At 71.4% G+C, this 18290-nt stretch carries 16 protein-coding genes; 4 read left to right on the top strand and 12 right to left on the bottom strand.

Translation table 11 applies throughout. The features are described from left to right. Nucleotide 1 precedes the first annotated feature (1 nt). The 4 genes from ABZS58_RS43000 to ABZS58_RS42985 form a co-directional block, all read right to left on the bottom strand. Nucleotides 2–1327 (bottom strand): glutamine synthetase family protein, encoded by a 1326-nt coding sequence (locus ABZS58_RS43000; RefSeq protein WP_354789786.1) that lies wholly within the window; start codon nucleotides 1325–1327, stop codon nucleotides 2–4. 36 nt (nucleotides 1328–1363) lie between these two features. Next, a complete protein-coding gene (locus ABZS58_RS42995; protein ID WP_354789784.1) occupies nucleotides 1364–2101 on the bottom strand; it encodes an FCD domain-containing protein in 738 nt (245 codons plus the stop codon). A gap of 77 nt (nucleotides 2102–2178) precedes the next feature. Then, complete coding sequence (locus ABZS58_RS42990) at nucleotides 2179–3717, bottom strand: amino acid permease (RefSeq protein WP_354789782.1); 1539 nt, start codon at nucleotides 3715–3717, stop codon at nucleotides 2179–2181. Nucleotides 3718–3734: 17 nt separating this feature from the next. Further along, nucleotides 3735–4673 carry a phosphotransferase gene (locus tag ABZS58_RS42985; protein ID WP_354789781.1) on the bottom strand — a complete coding sequence of 313 codons (939 nt, stop codon included), beginning with the start codon at nucleotides 4671–4673 and terminating at the stop codon, nucleotides 3735–3737. Between the two features lie 190 nt (nucleotides 4674–4863). On the opposite strand from ABZS58_RS42985, the gene ABZS58_RS42980 reads away from it, so the two are divergent. Then, a complete protein-coding gene (locus ABZS58_RS42980; protein WP_354789780.1) occupies nucleotides 4864–7287 on the top strand; it encodes an FAD-dependent oxidoreductase in 2424 nt (807 codons plus the stop codon). On the opposite strand, the gene ABZS58_RS42975 is transcribed toward ABZS58_RS42980, so the two are convergent. Beyond that, nucleotides 7284–7631, bottom strand: coding sequence for a nuclear transport factor 2 family protein (locus tag ABZS58_RS42975; RefSeq protein ID WP_354789778.1), 348 nt, complete (start codon nucleotides 7629–7631; stop codon nucleotides 7284–7286). The genes ABZS58_RS42980 and ABZS58_RS42975 overlap by 4 nt on opposite strands. Nucleotides 7632–7701: 70 nt before the next feature. Between ABZS58_RS42975 and ABZS58_RS42970 the strand changes: the two genes are divergently transcribed. Next, the gene (locus tag ABZS58_RS42970) at nucleotides 7702–8601 is read left to right on the top strand and encodes a LysR substrate-binding domain-containing protein (protein ID WP_354789776.1); all 900 of its coding nucleotides are present in this window, start codon (nucleotides 7702–7704) and stop codon (nucleotides 8599–8601) included. 35 nt (nucleotides 8602–8636) lie between these two features. Here the strand turns inward: ABZS58_RS42970 and ABZS58_RS42965 are convergent, their stop codons facing one another. Beyond that, on the bottom strand, nucleotides 8637–9344 hold the full coding sequence (locus tag ABZS58_RS42965; protein ID WP_354789775.1) for an SDR family NAD(P)-dependent oxidoreductase: 708 nt from the start codon (nucleotides 9342–9344) through the stop codon (nucleotides 8637–8639). A gap of 102 nt (nucleotides 9345–9446) precedes the next feature. Here ABZS58_RS42965 and ABZS58_RS42960 point away from each other — a divergent pair, with 102 nt between their 5' ends. Next, a complete protein-coding gene (locus ABZS58_RS42960; RefSeq protein WP_354789773.1) occupies nucleotides 9447–10271 on the top strand; it encodes a helix-turn-helix transcriptional regulator in 825 nt (274 codons plus the stop codon). A 1-nt stretch (nucleotide 10272) separates the two neighbouring features. Here ABZS58_RS42960 and ABZS58_RS42955 read toward each other — a convergent pair whose 3' ends face one another. The 6 genes from ABZS58_RS42955 to aspS form a co-directional block, all read right to left on the bottom strand. Further along, entirely contained in the window at nucleotides 10273–10797 is a 525-nt protein-coding gene (locus ABZS58_RS42955; RefSeq protein ID WP_354789772.1) for a hypothetical protein, read from the bottom strand. Between the two features lie 77 nt (nucleotides 10798–10874). Then, on the bottom strand, nucleotides 10875–11714 hold the full coding sequence (locus ABZS58_RS42950; RefSeq protein WP_354789771.1) for a GNAT family N-acetyltransferase: 840 nt from the start codon (nucleotides 11712–11714) through the stop codon (nucleotides 10875–10877). 56 nt (nucleotides 11715–11770) lie between these two features. Continuing rightward, nucleotides 11771–12937 carry a flavodoxin-dependent (E)-4-hydroxy-3-methylbut-2-enyl-diphosphate synthase gene (ispG, locus tag ABZS58_RS42945; RefSeq protein ID WP_354789769.1) on the bottom strand — a complete coding sequence of 389 codons (1167 nt, stop codon included), beginning with the start codon at nucleotides 12935–12937 and terminating at the stop codon, nucleotides 11771–11773. A 43-nt stretch (nucleotides 12938–12980) separates the two neighbouring features. Then, nucleotides 12981–14279 (bottom strand): site-2 protease family protein, encoded by a 1299-nt coding sequence (locus tag ABZS58_RS42940; RefSeq protein WP_354789767.1) that lies wholly within the window; start codon nucleotides 14277–14279, stop codon nucleotides 12981–12983. Next, nucleotides 14279–15466, bottom strand: coding sequence for a 1-deoxy-D-xylulose-5-phosphate reductoisomerase (gene dxr / locus ABZS58_RS42935; RefSeq protein WP_354789840.1), 1188 nt, complete (start codon nucleotides 15464–15466; stop codon nucleotides 14279–14281). The genes ABZS58_RS42940 and dxr overlap by 1 nt, the downstream gene beginning before the upstream one ends. A gap of 179 nt (nucleotides 15467–15645) precedes the next feature. Continuing rightward, complete coding sequence (gene aspS / locus ABZS58_RS42930; RefSeq protein WP_354789766.1) at nucleotides 15646–16860, bottom strand: aspartate--tRNA(Asn) ligase; 1215 nt, start codon at nucleotides 16858–16860, stop codon at nucleotides 15646–15648. A 253-nt stretch (nucleotides 16861–17113) separates the two neighbouring features. Between aspS and ABZS58_RS42925 the strand changes: the two genes are divergently transcribed. Then, nucleotides 17114–18145 (top strand): YihY/virulence factor BrkB family protein, encoded by a 1032-nt coding sequence (locus ABZS58_RS42925; protein ID WP_354789764.1) that lies wholly within the window; start codon nucleotides 17114–17116, stop codon nucleotides 18143–18145. The last annotated feature ends 145 nt before the right edge of the window (nucleotides 18146–18290 follow it).

Genomic DNA, 18290 nt, shown 5'->3' with positions numbered 1-18290 from the left:
TCTACAGCCTTTCGAAGCCGCGCTGGAGTTCCCAGTCGGTGACCGCCGCTTCGAAGGCTGCCAGCTCGACCCGGGCGTTGTTGGCGTAATGGGCGACGACGTCCTCACCGAACGCGGCGCGGGCCAGGTCGCTGGCCTCCCAGAGGGTGAGCGCCTCGCGCAGCGTCGAGGGCACCCGCGGCGCGGAGTCGTCCTGGTAGGCGTTGCCGGTGTAGATGTCTTCCAGGGGGAGCTCGTTGCGGATGCCGTGCAGCGCGCCGGCGGTCATCGCGGCGATCGCCAGGTAGGGGTTCACGTCGGCACCGGGGACCCGGTTCTCCACCCGCAGCGACGCGCCGTGCCCGACGACGCGCAGGGCGCAGGTGCGGTTGTCGTTGCCCCAGCGCACCGCGGTCGGCGCGAACGAGCCGGCCTGGTAGCGCTTGTAGGAGTTGATGTTCGGCGCGTACATGAGGGTGAACTCGCGCATGGTGGCCAGCAGCCCGGCCATCGCGTGGTGGAAGGTCTTCTCCTCGACCCGCTGCCCGTCGTTTCGCAAGGAGAAGTGGATGTGGCAGGAGTTGCCCTCACGCGCGTTGGGCTTGGCCATGAACGTGATGGACACGCCTTCCAGCGCCGCGATCTCCTTGGCGCCGTTCTTGTAGAGCACGTGGCCGTCGGCGTTGCGCAGCGCCTCGTCGTAGCGGAACGCGATCTCGTGCTGGCCGAGGTTGCACTCGCCCTTGGCGCTCTCCGGCACGAGACCGGCGCCGGCCATGTCGTTGCGGATGCGGCGCAGCAGCGGCTCGACGCGGGCGGTCTGCAGCAGCGAGTAGTCGGCGTTGAAGACGTTGGCGGGGGTGAGGCCGCGGTACCCCTTGGCGTACGCCTCCTCGTAGGTGTCCCGGTAGGCGACGAACTCCAGCTCGGTGCCGGTGTAGGCGGTGTACCCGGCCCCCGCCAGCCCGGCGAGCTGCGCCTGCAGGATCTGCCTGGGCGAGGCGGCGACCGGCGACTCGCCGTCGAGCCAGCGCAGGTCCGCCAGGACGAGCGCGGTGCCGGGCTGCCAGGGGATGCGCCGCAGGGTGGCGAAGTCGGGGATCATCGCGAAGTCGCCGTAGCCGCTCGACCAGGACGACATCGCGTAGCCGTCGACGGTGTTCATGTCCACGTCGACCGCGAGCAGGTAGTTGCAGCCCTCGGTGCCGTGGGCGACGACCTCGGCGAGGAAGTGCGGCGCGTAGAAGCGCTTGCCCTGCAACCGGCCCTGCATGTCGGTGACCGCCACGACGACGGTGTCGATCTCGCCCTCGTCCACGGCGATGCGCAGCTGCTCGATCGTCAGCATCGTCCACCCCTAAAGGTCTAGAAAGAAACCATAAACTCAACCGAGCAGACCGCGCAACAGGGCGGCGGTCGCGTCGCAGTGCTCTTCCATCTCGGTGCGGGCGACGAGCGGGTCGCCGCCGAGGATCGCCTCGACGACCCGCTCGTGCTGGGCGTCGGAGTGGTCGAGGTTGCGGCGCAGCACCGGGATCGCGGCGAGGAGCCGGTCCAGGCGCAGCTGCACGTCGGCGATGGAGGCGGCCACCGAGGTGGAGCCGCTCGCCGAGGCGATCGCCAGGTGCAGCCGGGAGTCGTTGACCCGCCGGGTCCTCGGGTCGCGGGTGCGGGCCGCGGCGAGGCAGGCGACGAGGTGCGCCCGGTCCGCGGCGGACAGGGCGCGGGTGGCCGCGAGCGCGGCGGCGCCCGGCTCCAGGACCCGCCGGAAGTCCAGCGCGTCGTGCAGCGCGTCGCCCATCTGGCGGGCGAGCGCGGTGGCGTCCTGCTCGGCGGCGTCGGTGTGCGAGTCGCCGGTGGAGCGCACCACGAACGTGCCACCGGAGCGGCCGCGCCGCGACTCGAGGAAGCCGGCCTCCCGCAGGGCGGCGATCGCCTCCCGCAGCGTCACCCGGCTGACCTGGAGGCGCTCCGCCAGCTCGCGCTCCGGGGGGAGTCGCTCCCCGACCGGGACGAGCCCCAGCCGGATCGCCTGGGCCAGCCGCGCCACGGTGATCTCGAAGGCGTTGCCGCCCCGGACCGGCCGCCACATCGGCACACCCGACAGGGGTTCGGTGGCCACCGGCATCCGCCCTCCTCGCTGCATGGTCCGGGCGGCGTTCGCGCGCCGCCCGGACCACATCATTCCCTAGTCAGCACCTAGTCGAGGGACGCGGCGGTGTCCTCCGCGATCGCCTCGTCGATCGTGCGGATCGGGCCCTTGAACCAGTGCTTCGCAGACAGCGTCCACCACAGCGCGGCGCCGCCGATGACCAGCAGGATCGCGAGCGGCGCGTAGTTGACGTTCAGCCAGGAGAAGTCCGTGTTGCCGGGGATCGCGGCCGGCGACAGCGGCAGCACGAAGTAGACCGAGATGACCGCGATCTCGACGACCGCGATCCAGCCCAGCACCTTGTACTTGCTGCCGAGCGTCCACGGGCCGGGCACGAACCTGTCGCCCATCCGCAGGCGCAGGTAGATCGGGATCAGGAAGGCCAGGTACAGGCCGATGACCGCGACCGAGACCACCGCGTAGAAGGCGGTGGGCACGCCGAGCGGGCTCTTGTAGAGCGCCGGAAGGGTGAGCACGAGCCCGGCCGCCGAGGCGCCCAGGATCGCGTTGACCGGGGTGCCGTTGCGGTCCACCTTGGACCACAGCCGCCAGCCCGGCACGGCCCGGTCACGGCTGAACGCGTAGGTCATCCGGGACATGCTCGTCACGCAGCTCATGCCGCAGAAGAACTGCCCGATGGTGGAGATGAGGATGACCGCCTTGAAGAAGCCGGAGCTCAGCGAGGTCTCGAAGATCGCGCCGGAGAAGCCGCCGGCCGCGGTGATCGCGTCGACGTCGGTCGCCGCGAACAGGAACGACAGCAGCAGGATCCAGCCGCCGATCGCCGAGTAGAAGATGGACTGCCACAGGCCCTTCGCGGCGGCCGTGGACGCGCCCTTCGTCTCCTCCGACACGTGCGCGCACGCGTCGAAGCCGGTGATCGTGTACTGCGTGAGCAGGAAGCCGAACGGCAGGACCAGGAACCAGTACAGCGCGTCGGAGTAGCCGGAGTTGTTGAAGCGCTCCGTGAAGACGAACTCCAGGCTCTGGTGCTTCTCCGGCACGAACACCAGGATCAGCACGACCGCGGCCGCGCCGAACACGTGCCACCACACCGAGACGTTCTGCAGCACGTCGATGATGTTGTGGCCCCAGATGTTGATGGCCGCGTGCAGCGCCAGGATGATCACGAACAGCAGGAACGTCAGGTAGAGGTTCGTGCTGTCCCAGGCGGTGTACGCGTCGAGGACCAGGCTCATGAACGTCGCGCAGCCGTAGTCGACGGACGCGGTGACCGCGACCAGGCCGACGAGGTTGAGCCAGCCGGTGAACCAGCCGTGGATCGGCTTGCCCATCTTCGCGGCCCACCAGTAGATGCCGCCCGCCGTCGGGTACGCCGACACCAGCTCCGACATGCAGAGACCGATGATCAGGATGAAGATCGAGATGATCGGCCAGCCCCAGGAGATGGCGACCGGCCCGCCGTTCATCCACGCCTGGCCGAACGTGGTGAAGCAGCCGGCGAGGATGGAGATGATGGAGAACGAGATGGCGAAGTTGGAGAAGCCGCTCCACTTGCGGCGCAGCTCCTGCTTGTAGCCCAGTTCGGCGAGCCGTTGCTCGTCGGCGTCGACGGGCGATGCCATGGGCACCTCCTAGGTGATCAGGGGTGGGGGGTCCTTCCGTTGACCGCCGCCAGGAGCCTGCCGAGGCCGGGGTCGTCGTCCAAGGCATCCTTGGCCTGGCCCCACTTTTCGGCCGCCTCGGCCGCATAATCGAAGGCCTTCTCCGGGCCCGCGATCAGTCCATGGTGGACGGTGAACCACAGCGTCCAGGTGACGTTGGACGCGACTTGATACAGCCGGACCCTCGCGCGGAGGGTCTCGTCGGCCTCGGCGAAGTACTCCCCTGCCAGCAGGCCGACCAGATCCGGGTCGTAGTCGGCCTCCGCGGCGATGTCGCCGAGCTCGAATGCGGGGTCGTTGTTGCCGGACAGTTGGTAGTCGATGATCCGCACGCCGCCGCTGGTGGCGATGAAGTTCTCCGCCAGCAGGTCGTTGTGACACGGCGCGCTCGGCAGCGGGTCCGCGGCGAGGGCGTCCCTGATGGTGTCCACGGCGGACGAGCGGTCCAGGTACCCGTCGGGCAGCGGCAGGTCGTGCCGCGCACAGACGTCGAGGAGCTCGGCGCGCTTGGCGAAGATGTCGAAGTCGTTGCCGAACGCCGGTCCGGCGTGCAGCTTCCGGCAGGCGGTCGCGATGGACGGGATGACCTCGGGCCGGCGCACCTCGGCGGCGCTGAGGGTCCGTCCCGGGAGGTATTCGATGACGACGGCCGGCACGTCCGGCAGGACCTCGTAGACCTGCGCGCCGACGGTCTGCGCGGCGAGGACGGTGTTGGCGATCTCCCGCTCCGGCGGCACGCCGAGGCCGGCGTCGGACACCGCCGGCTCGAGCACGCGCAGGACATAGGGAACGCGGTCGACGTCGACCCGGTAGATGTGATGGGACAGCCCGCCCTGCAGCCGCTGCCATTCGACCGCGCGGCCCATCCATGACGGGACCCGCTCGAGCAGGTCCGCGATGGACGGCACCGCAGTCATGGCACCCGGCCCCTTCGCCGCGCGGTCCGACGCCGGTTACAGACCTTTACACCCTGCGGTCTGTAGTGATCGGCGTCATAGTGGGGCACAGTTAACGCCTGCCACGGCCGGTCGTCAAGAGGGATCTTCGCGTTCACCGGTATTGCTTCAGACCTTTTACAAGCCCGGCACGGGGGATCACAATCATGCAATGTCGGAGCTCCCAGCGGCCGCTCGCGCCGTCGTCATCGGCGGCGGCGTCGCCGGCTGCAGCGTGGCCTACCACCTGGCGCGGCTCGGCTGGACCGACGTCGTGCTGCTCGAACAGCACGACCTGACCGACGGCACGACGTGGCACTCCGCCGGCTTCGTCGGGCAGCTGCGCTCGACCGTCAGCCAGACCCGGATGATCATGTATTCGTCCGGCCTGTACGCGGAGCTGCGCACCCTCACCGGACTGGACCCGGGCTGGCGCGGCGTCGGCGGGCTGCGGCTGGCGACCACGCCCGAACGCGTCGAGGAGCTGCGGCGGCAGGTCAGCTCGGCGACCACCTACGGCCTGGAGCTCGACCTGCTGACCCCCGCGCAGGCGAAGGAGCGGCTGCCGCTGCTCAACGTCGACGACGTCCTCGCCGCCGGATGGCTGCCCGGCGACGGCTGGCTGGAGCCCGCACAGCTGGGCGCCGCCCTCGCCGCGGGCGCGAGCGCGCTCGGCGTCCGGATCGTCACCGGGGTGCGCGTCACGGGCGTCGAGACCGCCGCCGGGCAGGTCACCGCCGTCGTCACCACCGAGGGGCGGATCACCTGCGAGGTCGTCGTCGACGCCGCCGGCGCCGCGGCCGGTCGCGTCGGGCGGCTCGCGGGCGTCGACATCCCGATCGTGCCGATCAAGCACCAGTACGTCGTCACCGAGGCCCTGCCGGGCGCCGGCTCCACGGTGGACATCCCGACCGTCCGCGACCCCGACCGGATCGTCTACTTCCGCGGCGCCCCCGCCCCTTCCGGTGGGCTTCTGGTCGGCGGCTACGTGCGCGACCCGTCGCTGTGGGACGACCCCGACCCGCTGTCGGCGCCGCGCACCCTGTTCGAGCCCGACCTGGACAAGTTCGCCGAGTCGTGGGGCAACGCCCGGCACCGCGTCCCGGCGCTGCGCACCCTCGGCATGGACCGGATCGTGCACGGGCCGGAGGCCTTCACGCCCGACGGGGAGTTCCTGCTCGGCGAGACGCCCGTGCGCGGTTTCTGGGTGGCGGCCGGGTTCTGCGTGCACGGGCTCGCCGCGGCCGGCGGCGTCGGCAAGGTGATCGCCGAGTGGATCGTCGACGGTACGCCGGAATGGGACATGTCCACGATGGACGTCCGCCGCTTCGGCGCCCACGCCGCGAGCCGCACGTGGGCCGCGACGAAGGCCCTCGACGGCTACTCCCGCTACTACGACATCGTGTACCCGGGGCAGGAGTGGACCGCCGGGCGGCCGCTGCGCCGCTCCCCCGTGTGGCCGCGCCTGTCCTCTCTCGATGCCGCGCTCGGCGAGAAGGCCGGGTGGGAGCGGGCGAACTGGTTCGGCGCCAACGCGGCCCTCGCCGCGCCGGGCGTGACCGCGCCGCGGGGATGGGCGGGCCGGAACTGGTCGCCCGCGATCGCCGCCGAGGTCGCCGCGACCGCCACCGCGGCCGGCCTGTTCGACCAGTCCTCGTTCGCGAAGCTCGACGTGCGCGGGCCGGGCGCGCTGGGGCTGCTGCAGCGGTTGTGCGCCAACGACGTCGACCGGGCGGTGGGCAGCCTCACGTACACCTCGATGCTCAACACCCGTGGCGGGGTCGAGGCGGACCTGACCGTCGCCCGGCTCGGCGAGGCGCACTTCCGGATCGTCACCAGCACCGCGAGCGGGGTGCGGGACGCGGCCTGGATCCGCCGCCACGCCTCTTGCGAGGTGACGGTCGACGACGTCACGTCGGCGTTCGGCTGCCTGTGCCTGTGGGGACCTTCGTCGCGCGACATCCTGCAGCCGCTCACCGACGCGTCCCTGTCCGACGCGGACTTCCCGTTCATGCGGGCGGTGCGGTTGACCGTTGGGCCGGTGCCGGTGCTCGCTCAGCGGGTCACGTTCGTCGGCGAGCTCGGCTGGGAACTGTACGCCCCCGCCGAGTACACGCTGACCCTGTGGGACCTGCTGATGACGGCCGGCGCGCCGGCCGGGCTGCGCCCCGGCGGCTACCGGGCGATCGACTCGATGCGCCTGGAGAAGGGCTACCGCGTCTGGGGCTCCGACCTCACCACCGACACCGACCCGATCTCCGCCGGGCTCGGCCCGTTCGTCGACCTGTCGAAGGACTTCATCGGACGGTCCGCCCTTCCCGGCACACCGTCGCGGACGCTGCGGTGTCTCGTGCTGGACGACCCGGCCACCGTCTGCCTCGGCGGCGAGCCGGTCCGCGTCGGCGGCGTGCCGAGCGGACGGGTCACGTCCGGCGGGTTCGGCTACCGGGTCGGCGCGTCGATCGCCTACGCATACCTGCCGGCGTCGACCGCGGCCGGGACCCCCGTGGAGGTGTCCGTCTTCGACCGCTGGTCGCCCGCCGTCGTGCGCGCCGAACCCCTCTACGACCCGAAGATGCTGCGGGTGCGGGCCTAGGACTGCTCGGGCCTGTCGATGACGCGCAGCCAGGAGCCGTCGGGCTGGCGGCGCACGACCTGGACGCGACCGCCCTTGCCGTCGGCGGAGCGGGTGCCGGTCAGCGCCACGTCGCCGTTGAGGACGGTCGGCGTGAGCGGCTCCAGCTCGAAGTGCGGCACGTGCCTGACCATCTCCTCGCAGACCTTCCGGATGGCGTCGCGGCCGACGGTCGTCCGGCCCGGCGGGTAGGCCAGGACGGCGTCCGGCTCGTAGAGCGCGGCGAGCCCCTCGGCGTCGCCGGCGTTGGCGCGCTCCACGAACAGCCGGGTCAGGTCCTCGGGCGTCTTCGCTGTCGTCGTCATACCCCCACCCTGCGCCGCCACGGCCCATAACTCCAAGACCCGTTCCTGCTGACTTCTAGAATCGGTGCTTATGGAGCTGCATCAGCTGGTGTACCTCGTCGCCGTCGCCGAGGAGGCCAGCTTCACGCGCGCGGCGGCCCGGCTGCGGGTCGCGCAGCCCGGGGTGAGCGCGCAGGTCAGGAAGCTGGAGCGGGAGCTGGGCCAGGACCTGCTGGACCGGTCCGGCCGGGAGGTGCGGCTGACGGCGGCCGGCGCCGCGGTGCTGCCCTACGCGCGGGCCGCCCTCGATGCCGTGGAAGGGGCCCGGCGCACCGCCGCCGAGCTCGCCGGCCTGACCCGCGGCCGGGTCGCGATCGGCACCGTGACCTCGCACGACGTCGACCTCGCCACGGTGCTCGCCGAGTTCCACGCCGAGCACCCGGGCGTCGAGATCACCCTCGCCGAGGACACCACCGACCGGCTCGTCGACGGGCTGCGCGCCGGGCTGTTCGACGCGGCGATCATCGCGTACGACACCCCGCCGGCCGACCTGGACGTGCGCGTGCTCACCGACGAGGCGGTCGACGCCGCGGTCGCCCCGGGGCATGCCTGGTCGCGGCGGTCCACGGTGCGGGTCTCGGAGCTGCGGGACCGGCCCCTCGTGTGCCTGCCGGGCGGCACCGGCATCCGCGGCATCCTGGAGTCGGCGTGCGCGGCGGCCGGGTTCGCGCCGCGGGTCGCCTTCGAGGCGGGCACGCCGCAGGTGGTGGCCCGGCTGGCCGCGCGGGGGCTGGGCGTGGCGATCCTGCCGGCGTCGATCGCGCGGACCTTCGACGGCCTCCACGCCCTGCGCATCACCCGGCCCTCGCTCAGCGGCCGGCTCGGCCTGGCGTGGCGCCGCGACGGCCCCCGATCAGCGGCCGCCGCGGCATTCCTGTCCCGCTTCCCCTGGACTCTTTCCCGTGATCCGGAAGACTTTGTGTCGTCATAGCGGCACAAACTCTTCCGGATCATCCAGAACCGTGCTTACCAGGGCACGGGGCCGTCCTCGTCGAAGAAGCCGCCGGTCGGGCCGTCCGCCGGCAGCGTCGCCAGGCGGACCGCCGCGACCGCGCCCCGCGCCGCCGTGCGCGGGCCGGAGTGATCGTTGAGGTCGGTCGCGCAGTAGCCGGGGTCTGCGGCGTTGACCTTGATCGCCGTCGCCCTGAGCTCGTTGGCGAACGAGACGGTGACGGCGTTCAGCGCGCTCTTCGAGGCGTTGTACGACAGGAGCGGGTGCTGCGCGTACATGTGCGACGGCTCCGTGGTGAAGGCCAGTGACCCCAGCCCGCTGCTGACGTTGACGACCCGGCCCGCGTCGGAGCGCCGCAGCGCGGGCAGCACCGCGTTGGTGACGGCGACGACCCCGAACACGTTGGTCTCGAAGGTCCGCCGCAGCAGCTCCACCGGCGTCCCGCTGGGCGGCGCGCCGCGCTCCAGCAGTACACCCGCGTTGTTGACCATGACGTCGAGCCGCTCCAGCGAGGCCAGCGCCGCGACGCTGCCGGCGTCGGTCACGTCGAGGGTGACCGCCGTCGCGAACGGGCCGAGCGCCGTGGCCGCCTCCTTGCCGCGCACCGCGTCCCGCGCGCCCACCAGGACCCGCATGCCGTGCGCCGTGCCGAGCAGCTTCGCGATCTCGAAGCCGATGCCCTTGTTCGCGCCCGTGACGAGGGCGACCCGTGGCTCATCCATGCCCGCCACGCTGCCGTCCGCCCGGCCCGCGCGGCAGAGCCCGGCCGAACATCGGATCGCCGGTCCCTGGTTGGCGGCGGCGCGTTCCGGCAGCATGGGGGCATGGACCGGGAGCAGCTCGCCGCGTTTCTCCGCAGCCGCCGGGCCAGGGTCACGCCGGCCGACGCCGGCATCGACGGCGGTGGGCGCCGGCGCACCCCGGGCCTGCGCCGCGAGGAGGTCGCCCGGCTGGCGGGCATCTCGGTCGACTACTACGCGCGCCTGGAGCAGGGCCGGGGCCCGCGCCCGTCGCGGCAGGTCCTCGGCGCGCTCGGCCGAGCGCTGCGGCTGCACGACGACGAGCGCACGTACCTCTTCCAGGTCGCCGGCGAGCAGCCCGGGCCGCCCGCCGGGCCCTCGCCGCACGTGTCCGCGGGCATCCTGCACCTGCTCGAACGCCTCGACGACACGCCCGCGTTCGTGATCGACGCGAAGTACGAGCTGCTCGCCTGGAACCCCCTGGCGGTCGCGCTGATGGGCGACCCGGCGGTGGTCATGCCCGGCTCACGCAACATGATCTGGAACCTGTTCAGCGGGCCGGCCGACCTCACCTCGCAGGACGCCTCCCGGTTCGCCGACGAGTGCGTCGCCGACCTGCGGGCCGCGTCCGTGCGGTACCCGCGCGACGAAGGCATCCGGTCGCTGATCGCGCGGCTCAGGTCGACCGGCGCGGAGTTCACCCGCCGGTGGGACGAGCACCAGGTCAGCGTGCGCCGCGCCACGACGAAGCGGTTCGACCATCCGGTGCACGGCCGGCTCGTCTTCGACTGCGAGGTCCTCGAGATCGCCGACGCCGGCCAGAAGGTGATCTTCTACACCGCCGAGGCCGGCTCCCACAGCGCGTCGGTGCTGTGCGGGTTGCGGATGCGTCCGGCGTACGCCGTCTGACTCAGTGGCGCGCGCCCTCGGGGAGCGGGTTGCGGCCGAAACCGGGGCGCAGCGTCGACGCCTTCGCGGACTCGTGCGTGAGGCGGGCGCTGAGCAGGCCGCCCTGCCTGGCGATCCCGGCGGCGAGGGCCGGCACCAGCGGCAGCAGCCAGTCCACGACGAACCCCCGGGTCGGCAGCTGCGCGACGACCAGCACGGCGAGCGCGACCGCGACCCCCTCGACCAGCCCGCGCCAGGCGGCCCGGCCGGAGGCGCTGACCGCGGCGCGCCGGGTGATCGTGGCGTTGTCGAGGCCGTCGAGCGCCCGCGTGTCGCGGCGTCCGAGGTTGAAACAGACGCACCCGACGCTCGTCGACAGGCCCAGGACCGCCGCGGCGACGACACTCCTGGTCAGCAGGAACGTCAGCCCGAACACCGCACACCCGGCGCCACAGGCGAAGAGGGCGCGCAGCCACTCCTTCTTGTCCCCCGGGTACCAGTAGTAGCGCGTGGTGTTGGGCGATATCTGCCGGATGATCTGGCCCATGCGAAGCTTCCCCTTGTTCAGCCGGGTGGCCTCTTGATCATCCTGCACAAAGGACGCTTTGTCGGGAGAATGCCGGTTTAGAACAGCACCGTCGCGAAGGTGCCCACCTGCTGGAAGCCGCACCGCTCGTATACCTTGCGAGCAGGCGTGTTGTAGTCGTTGACATACAGGCTCACCGATGGCGCCACGCGCCGGAGGGAGTCGCGCACGACCGCGGCGATCCCGCTCCGGGCGAGCCCGCGGCCGCGCCACTCCGGCGCCGTCCACACACCCTGGATCTGCGCGGTGTGCCGGGTGACGACGGCCAGCTCGGCCTTGAAGACGACCTTGCCGTTGATGACGCGGGCGTACGCCCGGCGGGCCCGGACCAGCTCGCCGACGCGCTCGCGGTAGGAGCGCTCACCGCCGTCGGCGGTCGGTGAGACGCCGACCTCCTCGGTGTACATCGCCACCGCCGCCGGGAACAGCAGGTCGATCTCGTCGGGCTTGACGAGCCGCACGTTGGGGTCGGCGGGCACCGGCGCCGGCGAGGACGTCGCCATGAGCGGCTGATTCGGTCGTACGTCCCGCGACGGCCCCCACGAGGGCGCCAGCCTGCTCCACAGTCCGAGGACCGCGTCCGCGGCGCCGACGATCGACGAGCAGCCGCGCGGCTCGCCCGCGACCATGTCGGCGAACGCCGATACGGCCGCCGCCGAGGCGTTGACGGGGATCAGGTTGGCGCCGAGCCAGCACAGCGACTCCAGGTGACGGCGCGAGCCGTAACCGAAGATCCGGGCGTCCTGGCGCCACCAGGCCAGCCCGGCCATCGAGATCCGCTCGGCGACCTGGGCTCCGCCGAACGGGTCGCCGTCGAGCAGCCGCTCGACCGAACCGCGTTCGGCGTCGCCCAGAAGTCTCGCCGCCACCGTCAGCATGCGTACAAGCCTGCCAGATCGAGGCGGGGACAGCCGCACATACCCTGCGCGTCCCGCTAGTGGACCGTCACGGACGGCCCGAGGCCCCGCAACTCCTCCGGCAGGTCGACGCCCATCTCCTCGGCGAGACGCAGGGCCTCCTCGACCAGCGTCTCCACGATCTGCCCCTCGGGCACCGTCTTGATGACCTTGCCCTTGACGAAGATCTGGCCCTTGCCGTTGCCGGACGCGACGCCGAGGTCGGCCTCGCGGGCCTCGCCGGGGCCGTTGACGACGCAGCCCATGACGGCGACCCGCAGCGGCGCCGGGAACCCGTCGAGCGCGGCGGTGACCTGCTCGGCGAGGGTGTAGACGTCGACCTGGGCGCGGCCGCAGGACGGGCACGAGACGATCTCCAGGCCGCGCTCGCGCAGGCCGAGGGCCTCGAGGATCGCGTTGCCGACCTTGATCTCCTCGACCGGCGGGGCCGACAGCGAGACGCGGATCGTGTCGCCGATGCCCTCGGCGAGCAGCGCGCCGAACGCGACGGACGACTTGATCGTGCCCTGGAACGTCGGGCCGGCCTCGGTCACCCCGAGGTGCAGCGGGTAGTCGCACTGCTCGGCGAGCTGCCGGTACGCGCGGATCATGACGACCGGGTCGTTGTGCTTGACCGAGATCTTGATATCGCGGAAGTCGTGCTCCTCGAACAGCGAGCACTCCCACAGCGCCGACTCCACCAGCGCCTCGGCGGTCGCCTTGCCGTGCTTCTCCAGCAGGCGCTTGTCGAGGGAGCCGGCGTTGACGCCGATGCGGATCGGGATGCCCGCGGCCGAGGCCGCCTTCGCGATCTCCTTGACCTTGTCGTCGAACTGGCGGATGTTGCCCGGGTTGACCCGGACCGCCGCGCAGCCGGCGTCGATCGCCGCGAACACGTACTTCGGCTGGAAGTGGATGTCGGCGATGACCGGGATCTGCGACTTCTTCGCGATCGCCGGCAGCGCCTCGACGTCGTCCTGGCTGGGCACGGCGACCCGCACGATCTGGCAGCCCGAGGCGGTGAGCTCGGCGATCTGCTGGAGCGTGCTGTTGACGTCGGCGGTGAGCGTGGTCGCCATCGACTGCACGGACACCGGCGCGCCGCCGCCGACCGGCACCGAGCCGACCATGATCTGGCGGGACTTGCGGCGCGGCGCGAGGGCCGGCGGGGGGACGGTAGGCAGGCCGAGGCTGACAGCGGTCATGGAGTGCGCCACCTGAGGGTCGAAATGTCCGATTGAGAGGGTTTCACTTTAGGCTGATCGGGTTCACGAAGTCGGCCGTCACCGTCAACAGGACGAAGACGCCGAGGATGCCTATCACGCCCAGCGTGATAGGCGCCAGCTTGTAGTAGTCGACCCGACCTGGGTCGGGTTTGCCCAGCTTGGCCGCGAACCAGGACCGCACGCGCTCGAACCAGGCGATCGCGATGTGGCCGCCGTCCATCGGCAGCAGCGGGAACAGGTTGAAGATGCCGAAGAACAGGTTGAGGCTCGCGAACAGCAGCAGCAGCGAGGCCCAGTCGCCGAGCTCGAACAGCTCGCCGCCGATCCGGCTGGCGCCGACCACGCTGACCGGGGTCTCGGGGTCACGCTGCTCGCCGAAGATCGCCTTGAAGAGGTTGGGCACCTTCTCCGGGATGTCCTTGAACGAGGCGAACGTGCGCTCGATCAGCGACCACGTGATGGTGAACGTCTTGTCGACGCCCTCGACCGGACCGTAGGACACGTGCGGGATGTCCGCGACGCGCGGCGCGATGCTGATGCCCAGCAGACCGCCCTGCTCCAGGTCGTCCGCGGTGATCTTGTCGGCGGTCTTGACGACGTCGGACTTGATCCGCTGCGCCTCGGGGATGGTGGCGGTGCCGCTGAGCGCCTTCCCGTCGCGCGTCCAGGTCACCGCGACCGTCTTGTTGGTGGCCCTCTTGAGCTCCTCGCGCAGCAGGGCCGAGGTGGGCGTGGCGACGCCGTCGATGGACGTGATCATGTCGCCGGACCTGAGCCCGAGCTGCGCCGCGGGGCTCTTCGGGTCCTTGGCGGGGTCGCAGGCCTTCGGGGCCTTGGTCGTCGCGTCGTATTCCCACTTGGTGGAGATGCACTCGGCGACCGGGCCGACCCGGACGGGCCACTGCTCGGCCTTGGTCTCGGGGTTGGGGATGCCCACGAACGAGAAGAGCACCCACAGCGTGATCAGCGTGATCGCGAAGTGGGTGATCGAGCCCGCGCTCATCACGATCGTCCGCTTCCACACCGGGAAGCGCCACATCGCCCGCGGATCGTCGGCGCCGGAGACGCCGGTCACCGGGTCGACGTCGTCCTCCTGGGGCGTCATCCCGACGATCTTCACGAAGCCGCCGAAGGGCAGCGCCTTGACGCCATACTCGGTCTCGCCGCGTTTGAACGACCAGATCGTCGGGCCGAACCCGGCGAAATACTTGGTCACCCGCATGCCGAACCACTTGGCGGTCAGCATGTGTCCCGCCTCGTGCAGACACACCGCGAACAGGATCCCCACCGCGAAGAGGATGATCCCCACCGTGAACGCCATCAGGCCCCTTTCCCGCCCGCGATCCGCTCGCGCGCATAGGCCCGCGCCCAGGATTCGGCGGCGAGCACGTCATCGACGGTACCTGGTTCGGCAAAGTCAGGTGCGTCCGTAAGGGTTCGCTCCAACGTCTCGACGATGCCGAGGAACGGAAGGTCACCCGCTGTGAACGCGGCCACACATTCCTCGTTGGCGGCGTTGTAGATCGCGGGCCGGCACCGGCCCGCCTCCCCCGCGGCCTTGGCGAGGGCGACGGCCGGGAACGCCTCCTCGTCGAGCGGGCGCAGCTCCCAGGTGTGCGCCCTGGTCCAGTCGACCCCGGGCGCGGCGTCGGCGACCCGGTCGGGCCAGCCGAGGGCGAGCGCGATCGGCAGGCGCATGTCCGGCGGGCTGCACTGGGCGAGGGTCGAGCCGTCGTGGAACTCGACCAGCGAGTGGATCACCGACTGCGGGTGCACCATGACGTGGATGTCGCGGTACGCCACCCCGAACAGCTCGTGCGTCTCGATCACCTCGAGGCCCTTGTTGACGAGCGTGGCGCTGTTGATCGTCACGACCGGGCCCATGTCCCACGTCGGGTGCGCGAGGGCCTCCTTCGGCGTGACGCCGACGAGCTGCTCGCGGGTGCGGTCCCGGAAGGCGCCGCCGGACGCGGTCAGCACGAGCCGCCGGACCTCTTTGGCGGTGCCGCCCCGGAGGCACTGGGCCAGGGCCGAGTGCTCCGAGTCGACGGGGACGATCTGGCCCGGCTTGGCGACGGCCCGCACCAGCGGACCTCCGGCGACCAGGGATTCCTTGTTGGCCAGGGCCAGGACGCGGCCGGCCCGGAGGGCGGCGAGCGTCGGGGCCAGGCCGAGCGAGCCGACGACACCGTTGAGGACCGTGTCGCAGGGCCACTGCGCCAGCTCGGTCATCGCGTCGGGCCCGGCGAGGATCTTCGGCAACCGGAAGTCGCCGGTGGCCCAGCCGCGGCGGGCGGCCTCGCTGTAGAACGCGAGCTGCAGGTCCTGCGCGGCGGTGGCCTTCGCCACGCCGACCGCGTCGACGCCGAGCTCCAGCGCCTGCTCGGCGAGGAGACGCACATTGCCGCCACCGGCGCCGATGGCGACCACACGGAACTTGTCGGGATTGCGCCGGACGATGTCGATCGCTTGAGTGCCGATCGACCCGGTCGAGCCGAGCAGAACGATCTCTCGGAGGGTCACCCGTCCATTGTCTCAGGCGCGCGCGTGCGGGGAGTGGCCGATGTCGCGGGGGCACACAGCGGTGTGCCCCCGCGACCGACCGTCATCGTGGTGAATCCCAGACGCCATCCCCGTTAGTACGCATGTACCAATTATAGATCATCACTTGCACCCGTGCAATCGAATTACGGCGCCAGACGGTGCAGGTCACGAGGGAAGAGCACGGTTTCGCGCACGTTCGCGGCACCGGTCACGCGGGCCATGAAACGCTCCAGCCCGATCGCGAACCCACCGTGCGGCGGCATGCCGTGCCGGAACGCTTCCAGGTAGCCCTCCAGCGGCTCCGGGTCGGGCACCGCCGCCAGGTAGTCCGCGTACCTGTGCAGGCGCTGACCGCCGGTCACCAGCTCGACGCCGCGGAACAGCAGGTCGAAGGAGTTGGACCAGCGCGGGTCGTCCGGTTGCGGGTGCGTGTAGAAGGGGCGTTTGCGCATCGGGTACCCCTCGACGAACACGAAGTCGGATCCGTGCGTCCCGGCGGCCCACTCCCCGAGCGCCCGCTCGTGCTCCGGGGCGAGGTCCGGCTCGTCCTCGGGTGCCCCCACCATCCGCAGGGCGTCGCGGAAGTGCAGGGTCGGGATCTCCCCGGGCAGGTCCACCGGCCGGCCATGTTCCCGCACGGCGGCGACCATCGCCCGGATCACCTCCGTCAGGACCGCCATGACGTCCCGATGGTCCTCGACGAACCCCAGTTCGGCGTCGAGGGAGGTGTACGTCGCCAGGTGGCGCGACGTGTCGTGCGGCTCCGCCCGGAAGACGGGGCCGACCTCGTACACCCGCTCGAACACGCCGACCATCGTCTGCTTGTAGAACTGCGGCGACTGCGCCAGGTACGCCTTCTCGCCGAAGTAGTCGAGCTCGAACACGTCGGCACCGCTCTCCGTCGCGGAGCCGACGATCTTCGGCGTGAACACCTCGGTGAACCCCTGCGCGTCGAGCGCCGCGCGGAACGCCCTGACGGCCGCCGCCGACGCCGCGAACACGCTTCTTCTCGCCGGATGCCGCAGCGTGACGGCGGCGTGGTCCAGCAGCACCGGCAGCGACGCCTTCACCGTGGGCCGGAACAGCTCCACGGGCGGCGCCTCCGCCTGCGCGAGCACCGTGAACTCCGGCTCGACGAGCTCCACCCCGCCGTGCCGCACGACCCGCCCGGTCACCGAGACGACCTGCTCCTCCGCCGGCGCCTCCTGCCCGGTCGTCACGACCTGCAGCAGCCCCGCTCTGTCCCGAATGATCACGAACGTCACGTTGGCGAGGACCCGCCGTCGATGGACCCAGCCGGCGACGGTCACCGTCTCGCCGACATACCGCGGCAGCTGGTCGGACAGCACGCGTTGCATGACACCTCCCGAGGGATTCCGCTCCCCGGAGGTGTGGGCGATGGGGCCGGTCGCGGTGCCACCACACCTTCGTCACGACGGCCTGCCGTGACCTCGACGCATACGGCTCCGCGGCCACCCCGCCGTGCGCTCGTCAGGCGCCGGTGCGACCACCTCATCACCGTGCGCTTCGATGGTAAGTGGGCCCGCACGTGCGGTGCGACCGGATTTACGCGGGGGTTTTCGGTTCCGGCGCGACGGGAAATCAACGGCTGTGAGCAGCACCCGGCAGGTCCCCGAGACGCGCCTCATGGCCCGCGACGATCTCTCCGCCGACGACGCCTGGCATTCGCTGCGGCGGCACGCTGGGTGGTGCCTGCTGCGCGACGCGTTTCTGCGCTTCCGGTACGGCGACGGCTTCAGCCACTCGCGTGCCCTCGGGCTGCAGCTGTGCCTGGCGATCGTGCCGTTCCTCATCGCGCTCACGGGCCTGATCAGCAAGCTCGGCGTGGCCGAGGGCGGGCAGGTCGTCGCCGACACCGTCCTCGCCCTCACTCCCGGCGCCAGTGACGGGCTCGTCCAGGACCTGCTCGTCGACTCCGAGCGCACCGAGGACATCGGCGAGTTCGCGCTCGGCGCCGGTCTCCTCACCGGGATGCTCGCCCTCACCACCGCGATGGCCCAGATCGAACGCGGCGCCAACCGCATCTACGGCGTCGAGCGCGACCGGCCCGCGCACGTCAAGTACTTCCGGGCCGTGCTGCTCGCCCTCGGCGCCGGCATCCCCGCCCTGGCCGGCTTCCTCATGCTCGTCGCCGGCGGTGACCTCGGCCGCTCCGTGCGCTCCCACTACTCCTGGGGCGGGCCCGTCGACACCGTCTGGCAGCTCGTCCGCTGGCCGGTCAGCGTCGTCCTCGTCGTCACGGCCGTCGCCGCGATCTTCCGTTTCGCCCCGCGCCGCCGGCAGCCGGCCTTCTCCTGGCTCCTCTTCGGCGCCGCGCTGTCGACCGCCCTCTGGTGGCTGATCAGCGCCCTCCTCGCGTTCTACGTCAGCAGCAGCGACGCCTTCGGCGCCACGTACGGCGCGCTGACCGGCATCATGGCCCTGCTGCTCTGGGCGAACCTGACGGGGATCGCGCTGTTCCTCGGGATCGCCTTCGGCGCCCAGCTGGAGGCCCTGCGCGTCGGCGTCCCCGAACCCGTCGTGGAGGACCAGTGGGTCCCCGTCGACGAGCAACTCGACCGCGACCCGGACACCGACCCCCAGGCCTTCACCCACGACCAGCTCAACCACCCCGCCCGCTGAGGACCCGCCCCGGCCGGTCAGGCCGAAGGCCCGCACCCGGCTTCGTTCTCGATGATCCGGAAGAGTTTGTGCTGCTCTGGCGCAATGCCGGTGAGTTAAGGATTTGCGTCGAGGGTTGTCGATGCCGCGTGGCGGCTTGCGCAGC

The sequence above is a fragment of the Dactylosporangium sp. NPDC005555 genome (assembly GCF_040605635.1).
Classification (GTDB): domain Bacteria; phylum Actinomycetota; class Actinomycetes; order Mycobacteriales; family Micromonosporaceae; genus Dactylosporangium.
The sequence above is the reverse complement of the archived record's forward strand: the minus strand, read 5'-3'. Positions and strand labels throughout refer to the sequence as shown.